Genomic DNA, 13175 nt, shown 5'->3' on the forward strand with positions numbered 1-13175 from the left:
AGGCAGCAGACGGTCCATCAGGTACGGAAACGTCCGACCAGACCACGCAACTCGCCGGACAGGTCTGACAGACGCTGCGAGTCGGTTTGTGCCGATCCAGCCAGCTGCTCGACCAGCAATGCGTCTTCGTGAATCTGCGTGATGTGCCGGTTGATGTCTTCCGCGACGTGGTGCTGCTCTTCCGCCGCGGTTGCGATCTGCGCGTTCTGGTCGCGGATGTGATCCACCGAGCCACGGATGTGTTCGAAGCTGTCGCGCGCTTTCTGGATGCGTTCGACACTCGCCCTCGACATCTCCAGGCTGCTTTGCATTTGCTTGGTGACGTCCTGAGTGCGCCTGGCAAGGCCACCGAGCAGGCCATCGATTTCGCCAGTTGAGTCCGCTGTGCGCTTGGCCAGCGCGCGGACTTCGTCAGCCACCACTGCAAACCCTCGTCCTTGCTCGCCAGCACGCGCGGCTTCGATGGCCGCGTTCAGCGCGAGCAGGTTGGTCTGTTCGGCAATGGAGCGAATGGTGTCCAGGATAGTGTTGATGTTGCGGCTGTCCTGCTCGAGTTCCTGCATCGAATGAGTCGAGCGCAGGAGGTTCTCGCTCAGCTGAGAGACGCTACCGGTTGCTTCGTCGATCTGAAATTGACCGTCGTGAACCTGACGCTGGCCCGCGTCAGCCGAAGTGGCCGCTTCGCTGCACGAGCGTGCGACCTCGTTGGCCGTCGCTACCATCTCGTTGAACGCTGTAGAAACAAGCTCTACGGCGCCGCGTTGGCGTTCTGCCGCGTCATTCATGTCGGTGGCCACGCGCGTGGCACTGTCGGAGGCGCTGCTCAATGCCGTGGAGGCGCTGCCGATGCGCTGTACCAGGTCGCGAATTGCGCTAAGGAACTGATTGAACCAGCGCGCGAGCATCGCCGTTTCGTCCTTGCCTCGTACCTCAAGGCTGCGAGTGAGATCGCCTTCGCCCTGGGCGATGCCTTCCAGGCCACCGGCCACGCTGCGGATTGGGCGTACGATCAGGCCGGCGAAGGCGGCGCCGATCATGGCAAATACGATGGCCAATACGGCTGCAACGATGGCGATCTGCAGGGTCAGGCTGTTGGCGCCGGACATGACTTCGTCGCGCTCGATCAGGCCAATGAACTGCCAGCCGAGCTTCTCTGACGACCATACGTTGGCCATGTAGGTGGTGCCGTTGATTTCCACCTCAAGCAGGCCTTTGGCATTGGCCAGCTCGGCGTAGGCGCCGCCCAATTCTGAGAGTGATTTGAAGTTGTGCTTGGGGTTGCTGGGATCGGCCAGAACGTTGCCGCCTTTTTCGACCAACATGAGGTAGCCGCTCTCGCCGAGCTTGATCTGCTTGACCAGGTCGGTCAGCTGATTGAGCGATACGTCCAGACCGAACACGCCAGCTATCTGTCCCGCGGCATTGGTCACCGTGTGGCCGACGTTGATCAGGACGACATCGTCTTGCGCCCAGTAATAGACGCTGCTTTGCACGATTTTCCCGGGCTGCGCTATCGCTTCTTTGTACCAGGGACGCACGCGCGGATCGTAATTGCTCATCCGCGGATCTTCCGGCCAGCCGGCGTAGGAGCCATCGGCGTGCCCGAGAGATAGGTAGGCGGTTGACGGGTGGGTCTTGGCGAAATGATCGAACAGTTTGAGTAGGGTTCGATTGCTCTCAGGCAAAGGCGTAGAGGCTGCATCCGCGGCGCTGAAGTTCTTCAGGTCGCGGGCTTCGATGATTTCGGGCAGCGTCGCAAGGTAGGCAACGTTCTGCTCGATTCCCTCGAAGAACAGGTTCATGGCGTTCTCGACCTGCCGGATTTCACGGCTGCTGCTGTCGATGAACTGCCGCTGGGCATCGCCCCTCACGTTGAGTATGACGACGATGGCTACAGCTATGACTGGCACTGAGGCGATGGTCAGAAACGCCCATGTCAGTTTTTGCTTGATATTCATGGACGCGACCTGCCTAAGAGGCTACTCGGGCCAGGGCTCGGGGCGCTGGCAATCCCCATGGCGCTTGCCATGGATTACCTCTTTATCGACGTTGCATGAGGCAACTTGAACAGGGCCACCTGCGCAGAGCGCCCGTTCGTCGGCAGTGGCGCTTTGGTAGACAGGGCTTGGGCTATTCGCTCTGCCGACGTGATCGCGGGAGGCGCCTGGGACAGGCTGCCAAGGTGGGGACCTATGTCTCTGCGGGCTGCGCGTCGCTACGAACTGCTCCTATGATCTCGCCTAGCAGCCGGTGCAGTGCATCGCGGTGGCCCATTGCGCCGCTCGAGGGTTGCATGGTGTTGGAGGTCATCACCACCGTCATGGCGAGGCCGGGCACCACGTAGACCATCTGGCCGCCATAGCCCCAGCCATAGCGCACTGCCTCTGCGTCCAACTCGGTGATGAACCAGCCATAGCCGTAGCCATGACCGGTGTAGCGTGAGCGCGTGCGTGGTGTCCAGGACGCTTCGATCCAGTCGGCTGAGAGCAAGCGTTCGCCGGATGCGCTCAGTCCGCCGCGGCGGTAGAGCTCGCCGAAGGCGAGTAGCGAGCGGGAGGTCATTGCCATTTCGTTGCCGCCCAGGTAGATGCCCTGCGGGTCGCGCGTCCAGGCGCTGATGGCAAAACCCTCGAGCGGCGCCAACCATTGCCGTGCCAGCTGCAAGGTGGACTGGCCGGTGCGGCGGGTCAGAATCGCCGACAGTAGGTGGCTGGAGCCGGTGGAGTAGATCATCGCTGTGCCGGGGTCATTCTCGAACGGCCGAGCCAATGCTGCGCGCACCCAGTTGCGGCTAGCCACCCATGTGCCGTAATTGCGCCCCGAGGTCGAGCCGAGCCCGGCCTGCATGCTGAGCAGATTACCTACCGTCACCTGTCGCAGGCGGGGATCGGGTGTGCTGGGCAGGTCGCCTGGCAGCAATTCGGCAATGGGCTGCTCGACGCCCTCGATCACACCTTTTTCGATAGCGATGCCGATGAGCGCCGAGATCACCGACTTGGACGCGGATTTGATGTTGCTGGCTGATGTCGTCCGGTGGCCGCGATAGCCGCGCTCGGCGAGGATCTCACCACGCTGGGCGATGATCAGGGTTTCCAGCTGCTCCAGTCGTTCAGCTCGGTCGAGTACGGCAGCCAGCTCTGCATTGGCTGCCGCCAACGGGCTGATGACAAGCAGTATCGCCACGCACAGAACGTGGCGGTACCAGGGCTTCGTTTGGCGAAAGGTGGTCTGGGCTGGCGCGGGCATGCAGGGTTCGACCCTTATCCGGCGCCACGGTGCGGCCCTGGGCCTGGCGCCCGGCATGCGGATGCGTGCTGAGGTTACTGGCGAACCCAGGTCTGGGTGCGGCCCAAGGCCTCGATACCGATATAGCCACGCACCTCCAGCTTGTCGCCGCCCTCGAGCATCTTCGCCTTTGCGCGGTAAGTCTTGCCGTTGGCCGGATCGAGAATGGTGCCGTTGCTCCACGTCTGCTCGCCGTCCGGCTTGAGATCCCAGAGGATGGTCATGCCGGTAATGGGCTGATCCTTGCGCTCGCCGTCGCATTCGCTGCAGACCGGGTTCGGCCCGTGATTGGACTTCAGAATCTCGGCGACCTTGCCGTTCAGCGTGCCGTCGGCGGCTTGCTGGATTTCGACGATGGACTTGGGTTTGCCGGTTTCATCGTCGATGGTCTGCCAACGGCCGGCAGGCGATTCGGCGGCAAAGGCCAGTGACGAGAGTGAGAGCGGCAGGGCCAGCAGCAGAGCATTGAGCAATGTACGCATGGTGTCTCCAGTGTTCGAAAAGGCAACGCCGACTCTAGCACCGGGCATTTCGCTGCGCTGGCCCTGGCCGGCTGACCGGTCGGTTCTCGTCGCTTACGCCATGGTCAGTCGTCCCTATCGCGGGATGGCTGGCGGCCGATGGCGGCTGCCAACGTCAGTGCAACGACCGAGCTGTGTGCAGCATTGGTGCCGTGGTTGGCTCCCGGGAACAGCTGAAATTCGCTGTGCAGGCCGCGGCTGGACAGCCGCTGCAGCCGGTCAACCAGATCCTGGGCATTGCCGACCATGCGCCGTTCGGCCATATGGCGCTGGCGCGGGTCATCCATGGCGGCATCCGCGGCGGGCTGTTCGGCGCCGCCGGCGGTGACCAGCAGGCGCGCACCGACGGGCTGGTCCGCAAGCTGGCGCTCGAATGCGGCGAGTGTGCGTTCGACATAGCTCTTGTACCACCAGATCGACGGACTGGCGGCGACATAGCCCTGAAACGCCTGCGGCTTGGTGAGCAGAGTGTAGAGGGTGAACAGGCCGCCGTAGGAATGGCCGAACAGGGTCTGCCTTTGCACATCGACCGAGTAGCGTTGGGCGATCACGGGTTTGAGTTCGTGCTCGATAAAGGCCAGAAAGTCATCGGCACCGCCCGATGGCGGCGGTTCTCGGCCCGGCAGGCGCTGGCGATCGTCAGCTTTGGGCGTGTAATCCTCGGCGCGGGCCTTGAAGTCGTACAGGGCGTCAACGGGGTAGCCTATGCCGACCACCAGTACCGAATCGCGCAGGTTAGGGTCGGGCCGATCCTCCAGCGCCTGGGCCTGGATCGCCATGGCCGGAAACAGAGCGTTGCCATCCAACACATAGAGCACCGGATAGCCGCCCGGCGGTGGCGCGTGTCGCGGCTCGGAGATGAAGATGCGGTAGTTCTTGCCGGTGCTTTTCGAATGCAGGTCACGCTGGCTGCTGTGCGGCAGCTGAACCGGCTGCCAGCCCGTTTCTTCCATAGCGTGTGCCGGTGCGGCGGCAGTTCCCAGACCGGCCAGCAGGGCGAGCAGTGCGCCTTTCATGGCTCGACCTGCTGTCTGTGGCTGGACGGCAGTGGCCCATCCAGCCAGTTCACTTTCAATCCCTCGTTGCCAGAGAAGCGATGGAGGTGGTCGTCGATGACGAAGCGTAGGCGCTTTTCCGCTTCGCCGGCTTCGGCCTGGCAGTCGATCAGCAACTGTTCGTCATCGGCGAGCATCCGGCACTGGCCGAAGGCGAATTCGACCTGCGCCTGACGCTCATCCAGCTGAACCTCGGCCTTGTGCGCGAAGTGTTTGCACAGCCGCGTCATGTTGCGGGACGCGCGGGGTGTCGCCACCTGAGCGTGAAACTGGGGCATGGTGATCTCCAGAAGTCATCCGCCGATGCGCGCGGGCATCGGCGGCTTGGTGGATCAGAACTCGTAGCGGGCGCCAACCGTGAAGCTGCGCGACGGGCCATAGAAGTTGAAGGTGCCGACGCTGCCGACGCGCGAAACGTACTTGCGGTCGAGCAGGTTGTTCACGTCGAAGGTGCCGGTCAGTTTGTCGGTAATCGGGTAGGACAGCTTGGCATCGACCACTGCATAACCGGGTGCGCTGAGGCGCGGGCTGCCCGAGCGTTCGATGTAATAGTCGCTCATCGCGGTCACGCCGCCGCCGATACCCAGGCCGCGCAGGCTGCCGCCGGGCAGGGTGTACTTAGTCCACAACGAAGCCTGATGCTGAGGCATCAGAGCGAACAGCGCATTGTCGTCGCCGGCCAGGTTCTCGGTCTTCATGTAGGTGTAGCCGGCCAGCACTTCCCAGGCCGGGGTCAGGTAGCCGCTGATTTCCAGTTCGCCGCCGCGGATGCGGGTCTTGCCGGTGGCTTCGTAAACACCGTTGATCGGGGCGCCGGTGTCATCGATGGCGCCTGCCGCGCGGTTCTCGTCGGTAAGCTGGAAAGCCGTGACGCGGGCATTCAGGTCGCCGCCGTAATAGCTTCCCTTGATGCCCACTTCGTACTGCTCGCCTTCGCGCGGGTCAATGATGCGGCCGTCGGCGCCGGCTTCGCTCTGCGGCTTGAACACCTGCGAGTAGCTGGCGTACAGCGAGTGCTGGTCGTCCAGATCGAACACCAGGCCGCCGTAGGGCGTGACATAGCCGGATTCGCGAACATCCTGCGTGGCGCTGCTGTTCTCGCCTTCGAAGCTGCTGACGCGGGCGCCGCCGATCAGCGCCAGGCGCTCGATGGGGCGGAAGGTCAGCTTGGCGTAGAGGCCGGCTTCGCGTTCGTCGGTCTTGGTTGGTTTGCCAAAGGTGACATTCGGTTTGCTGATGTCGCTTGGCTGGTAGCCGGCGACGTTTATGGCGCCAAGGTTGCCGCGGGCGTCGGCGTACTCGGTGTCGTAACGCTTGAAGTCGCTGCCGACGACGAACTCACTGACCTGTCCAAGCAGCTCGAACGGCTGGCTGTAGTTGGCATCGACGGCGAGCGTGTCCTGCTCCAAGTTGCGGGCAGTGTAGGCCAGACTGGTGGCGCCGCTGTTCACATTGCGTGCAGTGAAGGCATAGAGATAATCGGTCGCGCGCTTGGAACCGCGCACCGCCACGCGGCCGTAGCCGCCATTGTCGAAACGATGGGTCAGCTCGGCGACGACATCGGTGCTGCGGCTATCGAAGTCGCCCCAGTCGGCGCCCAGGTAGGTCGAGCGGCTGAAGTCTTCCAGGCTTCCGTCGATGGCAGCCGGGTAGCCGTTGTGCGGGAGGATGTCCTTGGTCTGGTGGATCAGCCCGAAGGACATGACGGTCGCGTCGGATAGATCAATGTCCAGCGCGCCGTAGAAACTCTCGCTGGTATTGGTGTTGTAGTCGACCTCGCCATTGGTATCGGCGCGGGAGATGACGGTGCGGCCGCGAACGAGACCTTCTTCATCGAGCGGGCCGGAGAGGTCGGCTTCCAGATAATTGGTGTCCCAGCTGCCGTAGCGCCCGGTCACGCTGCCTTGGAACTCGCTGGTCGGGCGCTTGCGCACCATGTTTACGATGCCGCCCATCTCACTGGTGCTGTTGAACAGCCCGGATGGGCCGCGCATGACCTCGACGCGATCGAATGGCGATAGCGAAGGCAGGCTGCCGTTGATGCTGGCCATCGGCGCGGGCAGACCGTCGATATTGAATTCGTCGTACTCGTAGCCGCGCGCATAGATCGAGGAACGACCGCTGTCGTTGCTCAGCGTACGCAGGCCGGTTGAGTACTTGGCCAGGTCATCAAGGTTCACGAACTGGCGGTCGCGGATGTAATCGCTGGTGTAAACGCTGATCGACTGCGGAATGTCGCGCAGCTCGGCTGGCGTTTTGGTGCCGACCGTTGCGGCCGGCACCGTGTAGCCTCCGCCCTGCTCCGACGAGGGCATGTCGTACAGACGGTTGCCTTCGACGGTGATGCTCTCCAACTGCACAGGCTCGGCCCGGGCAGCGACACTCTGCGCGAGGGCGTTCAGCGGAAATGGTGCGAGTAGGCCGGCGAGCAACAATGGCCTGAGGCTTGAGGTGCGGAGAATTCTGTCCATGGGCGGCTCCTGGCGCAGCAGGCGATGACGTGTTGGCAAACGTTCGCGCTACTTAATGATAATGATTTGCATCAAAAGATGTCGGCGCGTAGTCTGCCATCCGGTCGCTTCGCAAACCTTTGCGAGGCCGAACATTTGCTTTGCAAACCCGTCAGTTCGAGGTGCAGCGCTGCATGAATCAAGCTGATCACATCATCCGTGGCGATGAGCTGCCGGCCATGAGCAGGACGGGTTTGCGTCTGCCCAACGCGGACGATGACAGGCTGTTCTACGGCAGGGTGAAGTGGGCACAGCTGCGCGATGGTTTGTCGCTGCATTGGTCCGATTGCGATGAATTGCAGGATTTCGTCACCGAGAACATCGTTGGTCCGCGGGTTTCCTTCGTGCTTTTTCTGCAGGGGCAGAGCCAAGTCAGTTATGGCGACCTGTCACTGACGCTCGGCCAGCCTGCGTCGCGGCGGGCGCCCGAGGGTGTGGCGGTGTCGATGAACGAGCCGGTGCTGTTCCGCCGCCAGGCCCGCCGCGGCAGTCATATCCGCAAGCTGGTGGTGAGCCTGACGCCGGACTGGTTCGAAGGACGCGGAGAGGGGGGCGCTAGTACCGACAGCGCAATCCGTCGCTTCATGAACAGCCACCTGGCGCCGCGCCTCTGGAAACCGTCGTCGCGGTTGCTGACGCTGGCCGACCAGATGCTCAGCCCGCCGGGCTACGACCCTCTGCTGGAGGGCCTTTACCTGGAAAGCCGCGCCTTGGACATCGCCTGCGAAGCCCTTGCAAGCCTGGACGGCGCCGAGACGCCGGCGATACAGGGTCTGCGCCCGCAGGAGTATCGCCGCCTGCAGCGCCTTCTCGCGCTGCTCGACAGCGGCGAAGCCGATGATTGGACCCTCGAGCGCATCGCGCGGGACATCGGCGTCAATGCCACCACGCTGCAACGGCAGTTCCGTCTGTTCAAGGGCATGACGGTATTCGAGTACCAACGCACCCGCCGATTGCAACTGGCCCGCGAGGCATTGGAGCGTGAGGGTGCCAGCGTAAACGAGGCGGCCTGGCGCGCTGGCTACAACAGCCCGGCCAACTTCGCTACGGCGTTCAAGCGCCAGTTCGGTATCAGTCCGCGGAATGTCAGGGCGCGGGTCTGAGGTCGTTTTGCGGTAGAGCCGCTACTCTTGGAATATGCCTCTCTGCCGATGTTGCCCCTTGCTTTAACTTAACTACCTGGGGCTGTCTGATGCCTGCACGCAGGTTAGCTCCGCCGTCGGTCGGCGTGTGCCGATCTGCGGGCTGACTTGCTCAAGTCTGTTCGGAGGGCGCCGAAAAGGGATGAATCATCCTATTTAAATAGTGGCACTATGATGGCCAGCATTTTGATTGTATGCCTGGTCAACCCCTCCGAGGTCGCCCTATGAGCTTACGCTCGCTCCGAAGTCTGAGTGCCTTCCTCTCTCTGATCGTTTCCCTGGGGTGCAGCTCCATGGCTGGCGCGGGCGCAATTACGGTTGTCACCGAAGAACTGCCCCCTTACAACATGACGGTCGACGGCAAGCTCACTGGCATGGGCACCGAGGTAGTAGAGGCGGTTATCCAGGAAGCCGGTGTAGAGGCTCACATCCAGTCGATGCCATGGGCGCGTGCTTACGACATCGCGCTCAACTCCGAACATGTCCTGATCTATTCCATTGCTCGAACCCCGCAGCGTGAGGCGTTGTTCAAGTGGGTCGGCGTGATCGCTCCGACGCGCTGGTACCTCTTCTCGTTACCCGGCAAGCAGTTCGATCTGACGAGCCTGGACGACGCACGGCAGTTTCAGATCGCCACCGTAAAGGAGGACGTTGGCGAGCAGTATCTGATCGACAAGGGCTTCGCCATCGGTCGCAACCTGCAGTCGAGCAACAAGTACGAGCACAACTACCAGAAGCTCAAGGCCGGGCGAGTGGATTTGTGGATATCCAACGAGCTCAATGCTCATTATCTGGTGCGGCAGGCCAGCGGTGATCCGAATGAAGCAGCGGTACCGCAGTTGAGTCTGGACGACCTCGGCGGTGCCAACGGGCTGTGCATGGCATTCAGTCACAACACGCCGGATGAGGTGGTAGAACGCTTTCGTCAGGCGCTGGAACGCGTGCGGGCTGACGGACGCTACGACAGCATCGCCGCTAAATGGCTGGAATGAACGCTGACTCGACCGGCCCTGACCCCGCTGCGCAGGCGCAGCGACAGACCGGCTCGCTTGGCCGCCGTCTGGTGCTCGCCACCCTGGGCTTCTGTCTGTTGTTCACCCTGGTGACCGTGGGGCTGCGGACGTGGTCGGCCTGGCAAAGCAATCTGGCGGAAATGAACGCCGAGCTGGTGCTGATCGATCAGGTGTTTCGCAGCAATCTGGCCAAGGCGATCTGGGAAATGGACAGCGTCGCCTTGCACACGCAGCTCGACAGTGTCGTGGAGGCCGCGCCGATCGGTCGCGTCGAGCTTGAGATAATCCGTGCTGGGCGCGAGTCGGAAGTCGTCGAGCGCCAGCGGGCGCGGCAGCCGATCGAGCATCGGGCACCCAGGCTGCAGCGGCGCCTGACTTACGAGCCCTACGCTGGCGCCAGCGAAACGGTCGGCGAGCTTTCATTGGAGGGCAATGAGGGACTGCTCTGGGAGCGCATGCTGGCCGAGGTCTACGACATCGTCCTGACCCAGGTGATTCAGTCGCTGCTGCTGGCCGGGCTGATCATGTGGATGTTCAACCGCACGGTTACCGTTCACGTGCGACGCATTGCCCGTCACCTGACCCGGCTGGCCCCGGATAATCTCGACCGTAGTCTGCATCTGCACCGCTCGCCCAAGCAGCTCGATGAGTTGAGCTTGCTGGAGTCAGGCGTCAACAGTCTGCAAGCCAAGCTATCGGCGTATCTCGAACGCCAGCATCAGGACGAACTCGCCCTGGCCGCGCACCGTGATCGGCTGGCTGAACTCGTGGCAGAGCGCACCGCCGAATTGCGCGCGGCTAACGTGCGGCTCGAAGAGCTTTCACGCGCCGATCCACTCACCGGCCTGGCCAACCGCCGCCATTTCGATGAGGTCAAGGAGGCCGAGTTCCGCCGCGCGCTACGACAAGCGCAGCCGCTGGCGGTGCTCATGTGCGATGTGGATTTCTTCAAGCGTTACAACGACCTCTATGGCCATGCTCAGGGCGACCAGTGCCTGCGAATGGTCGCCGACACGCTGAAGTCCGTATTTGCCCGTGCTGGGGAAGTGGTAGCGCGACTGGGCGGCGAAGAGTTCGTGGTGCTATTGCCTGGTGTCGATACCTCGGCCGCGCGACGTGCCGCAGTGCGCCTGCAGCAGCGTCTGGGCGAGCGGGAATTGCTCCACGAAGATTCCCCCGTCTCGCCCTGTGTGACTCTGAGCATCGGTCTGGCCACCCTTGAGCCGGACAGCATGGACCAATTCGATCAACTGCTGCGTCGCGCGGACGAGGCCCTCTATCGGGCCAAGACCCACGGGCGCAACTGCATCTCCGACTGACCGCCTGCGAGGACTGCACGATGCGCCCGTTTGCCTGGATCGCTTTTTCCCTGGGACTGTTCGGTATGACGGCACAGGCCGGCCCACTGCGTGTGGTCACCGAGGACACCGCCTACAGCTACCTGCAAGACGGCAGGGTGGCGGGCACGGCCAGCCAAGTGGTCGAGGCGACGCTGCAGCGGGCAGGGTTGAATGACTACCAGATCAGCCTCTACCCCTGGGCTCGCGCCTATGACATGGCCCTGAGCGAACCCGGTGTGCTGATCTACCTGATCGCGCGCACCATCGAGCGCGAGGCGTTGTTTCGCTGGGTTGGCGAGATCATGCGCATCGAATACCACTTCTACAAGCTGCGCGAACGCGACGACATCCTGGTACCGGACCTGGAGTCGGCCAAGGCTTACCGAGTAGGAGTGATGCGTGAAGACGTTCGCCACCAGTACCTGCAGGCCAATGGCTTCACCAAGGTCGTGGTGGCCGCTCACAACAGCGACAACTTCAAGCGCCTGCTCAACGGCCAGGTCGAGCTGGTGCCCATGCCCGAACAGGACATGCTCGCGCTGTGCGAAGAAGCCGGCGTCGACCCCGCCAGCGTCGAGAAAGTCTTCAGTCCCAACACCTCGACGCAGCTTTACATGGCGTATAGCCCGCAAACCGATGACGACACCGTGTTGCGCACACAGGCCGCGTTCGAGCATCTGCAAGCCGAGGGTGAAGTCGAGAGGATCATGGCAGGGCAGCCTTGAGCTGATCACTTTATACGCCGCAGAAACCGGCTTAGTGAGCAGACGTGGCAACCTGAAGGAAACATGGCCACGGACACCTTATATGGGGCGGTGAGGCTGGGCAGTGCGGAGCCGCAGTTCATGCCGATTCTGATAGTGATTCCTTCCGGCACCCAGTTTAAGGCGCCCGCGATGCGCTTGGTGAGTTTGGTTCGGGCGTTTTTAATATGCGAAACAAAGATTTGAGCTAGCCCCTCTTTCTCGGTCATTTTCTCGCTTTTTCACTGCCCTTTTTTACTCCCAACGTGTCTTCGCTGACTCGCGGAGCCACTAAGCTGGCCGGCGCAGCAAATCGTCATGCCATACCATCCCGCTAGACTGACTTCGTCTCCACGAAAACAAGAAAAGCTAATGAGTAGATCCGACGGCATACCACTGGATACGTGGCGCGCCAGCGCTCGCGAGTTCGATTTTGGCGGCAAGCGCATCCGCTACTGGACGGCCGGCGAAGGTGAGCCGCTGCTGTTGATCCATGGCTTTCCCACCGCCAGCTGGGACTGGCACAAGGTCTGGCAGCCGCTGGCGGCGCGTTACCGGCTGATTGCCTGCGACATGCTCGGCTTCGGTTATTCGGCCAAGCCGCGCGGGCATGCCTACAGCCTGATCGAGCAGGCCGATCTACAGCAGGCACTGCTGGCGGAGCTGAGTGTCGACGGCGCGATGCATGTGCTGGCCCATGATTATGGCGACAGCGTCGCTCAGGAACTGCTGGCACGGCATTGCGAACGGCGCATCGCGTTGGCCAGTTGCGTGTTCCTCAATGGAGGGCTGTTCCCTGAAACCCATCATCCGGTACGGGTGCAGAAGCTGCTGCTCGGCCCGTTTGGCTTTCTGCTGGGCAGGCTGTTCTCGCGACGTTCGCTAGGTGCGACCTTCGGGCGGGTATTCGGTGCGCAGACGCAGCCGAGCGACGCTGAGCTGGACGATTACTGGCGACTGATCGCCGAGAGCGATGGAACGGCGGTGATGCACCGGCTGATCCGCTACATGCCGGAGCGGGTCGCGCAACGCGAGCGCTGGGTTACGGCCATGCAGCGTTGCAGTGTGCCGCTGCGAGTGATCGACGGCGCAGCCGATCCGATCTCCGGCGCACACATGGTCGCCCGCTATCGCGAGCTCATTCCGGCGCCCGACACCGTGCTGCTGGAGGGCATCGGTCACTACCCGCAGGCCGAGGCCCCGGAGCGGGTGCTTGAACACTACTTCGACTTTCGCACGCGCTTTGCGTCCGGCGCATGCGGCGGTTGAGTCGGAAGCGCGTTATCGGCCGTTTCGGCAACCGAGGCGACCGCGCTGGGCTCAGGCTTTACGCCGCTGGCAGCGCTGCGAGGGAGGTGCCTTGTGGTCGAAGCGGGCAGGGGCTCCACGGGCGGTGACCAACGCTAGATACGGGCCAGGGGGATGGCCGCCCGAGTCGGATATCGTTTTGAATCGTGCGGTTTCAGGATTCGGTTATCTAAACGCCCCGTTGGCGTCAGCCGAACGGGGCTTTGGTCCGCAATTCGCAGCACAGCCTTCGAGCGGGCTGCGCGACGGTGTCACTGC

The 13175-nt window shown here is 62.6% G+C and carries 12 protein-coding genes; 5 read left to right on the forward strand and 7 right to left on the reverse strand.

Features of this window, described 5'->3' with window-relative positions:
• Positions 1-17 precede the first annotated feature (17 nt).
• From CXK91_RS08900 to CXK91_RS08925, 6 genes are all read right to left on the reverse strand, one after another.
• Positions 18-1958, reverse strand: coding sequence for a methyl-accepting chemotaxis protein (locus CXK91_RS08900; protein ID WP_103455797.1), 1941 nt, complete (start codon positions 1956-1958; stop codon positions 18-20).
• A 232-nt stretch (positions 1959-2190) separates the two neighbouring features.
• Positions 2191-3246 (reverse strand): serine hydrolase domain-containing protein, encoded by a 1056-nt coding sequence (locus tag CXK91_RS08905; RefSeq protein WP_103455798.1) that lies wholly within the window; start codon positions 3244-3246, stop codon positions 2191-2193.
• Between the two features lie 74 nt (positions 3247-3320).
• Entirely contained in the window at positions 3321-3767 is a 447-nt protein-coding gene (locus tag CXK91_RS08910; RefSeq protein ID WP_103455799.1) for a DUF2147 domain-containing protein, read from the reverse strand.
• Between the two features lie 104 nt (positions 3768-3871).
• On the reverse strand, positions 3872-4822 hold the full coding sequence (locus tag CXK91_RS08915; RefSeq protein ID WP_103455800.1) for an alpha/beta hydrolase: 951 nt from the start codon (positions 4820-4822) through the stop codon (positions 3872-3874).
• Positions 4819-5139 carry a DUF2218 domain-containing protein gene (locus CXK91_RS08920; protein ID WP_103455801.1) on the reverse strand — a complete coding sequence of 107 codons (321 nt, stop codon included), beginning with the start codon at positions 5137-5139 and terminating at the stop codon, positions 4819-4821. Before CXK91_RS08920 ends, CXK91_RS08915 begins: the two co-directional genes overlap by 4 nt.
• Positions 5140-5193: 54 nt before the next feature.
• Positions 5194-7332 carry a TonB-dependent siderophore receptor gene (locus CXK91_RS08925; RefSeq protein WP_103455802.1) on the reverse strand — a complete coding sequence of 713 codons (2139 nt, stop codon included), beginning with the start codon at positions 7330-7332 and terminating at the stop codon, positions 5194-5196.
• Positions 7333-7505: 173 nt separating this feature from the next.
• On the opposite strand from CXK91_RS08925, the gene CXK91_RS08930 reads away from it, so the two are divergent.
• The 4 genes from CXK91_RS08930 (at position 7506) to CXK91_RS08945 (ending at position 11591) form a co-directional block, all read left to right on the forward strand.
• Complete coding sequence (locus tag CXK91_RS08930; protein ID WP_103456061.1) at positions 7506-8474, forward strand: helix-turn-helix transcriptional regulator; 969 nt, start codon at positions 7506-7508, stop codon at positions 8472-8474.
• A 263-nt stretch (positions 8475-8737) separates the two neighbouring features.
• A complete protein-coding gene (locus CXK91_RS08935) occupies positions 8738-9505 on the forward strand; it encodes a substrate-binding periplasmic protein (protein ID WP_103455803.1) in 768 nt (255 codons plus the stop codon).
• Complete coding sequence (locus tag CXK91_RS08940) at positions 9502-10845, forward strand: GGDEF domain-containing protein (protein ID WP_103455804.1); 1344 nt, start codon at positions 9502-9504, stop codon at positions 10843-10845. The genes CXK91_RS08935 and CXK91_RS08940 overlap by 4 nt, the downstream gene beginning before the upstream one ends.
• A 20-nt stretch (positions 10846-10865) precedes the next feature.
• A complete protein-coding gene (locus CXK91_RS08945) occupies positions 10866-11591 on the forward strand; it encodes a substrate-binding periplasmic protein (RefSeq protein ID WP_103455805.1) in 726 nt (241 codons plus the stop codon).
• Positions 11592-11596: 5 nt separating this feature from the next.
• Here the strand turns inward: CXK91_RS08945 and CXK91_RS22580 are convergent, their stop codons facing one another.
• Positions 11597-11839 carry a hypothetical protein gene (locus tag CXK91_RS22580; protein WP_146048126.1) on the reverse strand — a complete coding sequence of 81 codons (243 nt, stop codon included), beginning with the start codon at positions 11837-11839 and terminating at the stop codon, positions 11597-11599.
• A 142-nt stretch (positions 11840-11981) separates the two neighbouring features.
• On the opposite strand from CXK91_RS22580, the gene CXK91_RS08950 reads away from it, so the two are divergent.
• Positions 11982-12878, forward strand: coding sequence for an alpha/beta fold hydrolase (locus CXK91_RS08950; protein ID WP_103455806.1), 897 nt, complete (start codon positions 11982-11984; stop codon positions 12876-12878).
• The last annotated feature ends 297 nt before the right edge of the window (positions 12879-13175 follow it).

The organism is Stutzerimonas stutzeri, from assembly GCF_002909485.1.
GTDB classification, from domain to species: Bacteria; Pseudomonadota; Gammaproteobacteria; order Pseudomonadales; family Pseudomonadaceae; genus Stutzerimonas; species Stutzerimonas stutzeri_AH.

Coding starts and splice junctions, on each gene's coding strand:
- CXK91_RS08925 (WP_103455802.1), bottom strand. CDS start 7,332: ATGGACAGAATTCTCCGCACCTCAAGCCTCAGGCCATTGTTGCTCGCC.
- CXK91_RS08905 (WP_103455798.1), bottom strand. CDS start 3,246: ATGCCCGCGCCAGCCCAGACCACCTTTCGCCAAACGAAGCCCTGGTAC.
- CXK91_RS08915 (WP_103455800.1), bottom strand. CDS start 4,822: ATGAAAGGCGCACTGCTCGCCCTGCTGGCCGGTCTGGGAACTGCCGCC.
- CXK91_RS08910 (WP_103455799.1), bottom strand. CDS start 3,767: ATGCGTACATTGCTCAATGCTCTGCTGCTGGCCCTGCCGCTCTCACTC.
- CXK91_RS08920 (WP_103455801.1), bottom strand. CDS start 5,139: ATGCCCCAGTTTCACGCTCAGGTGGCGACACCCCGCGCGTCCCGCAAC.
- CXK91_RS08900 (WP_103455797.1), bottom strand. CDS start 1,958: ATGAATATCAAGCAAAAACTGACATGGGCGTTTCTGACCATCGCCTCA.
- CXK91_RS22580 (WP_146048126.1), bottom strand. CDS start 11,839: ATGACCGAGAAAGAGGGGCTAGCTCAAATCTTTGTTTCGCATATTAAA.
- CXK91_RS08950 (WP_103455806.1), top strand. CDS start 11,982: ATGAGTAGATCCGACGGCATACCACTGGATACGTGGCGCGCCAGCGCT.
- CXK91_RS08935 (WP_103455803.1), top strand. CDS start 8,738: ATGAGCTTACGCTCGCTCCGAAGTCTGAGTGCCTTCCTCTCTCTGATC.
- CXK91_RS08945 (WP_103455805.1), top strand. CDS start 10,866: ATGCGCCCGTTTGCCTGGATCGCTTTTTCCCTGGGACTGTTCGGTATG.
- CXK91_RS08930 (WP_103456061.1), top strand. CDS start 7,506: ATGAATCAAGCTGATCACATCATCCGTGGCGATGAGCTGCCGGCCATG.
- CXK91_RS08940 (WP_103455804.1), top strand. CDS start 9,502: ATGAACGCTGACTCGACCGGCCCTGACCCCGCTGCGCAGGCGCAGCGA.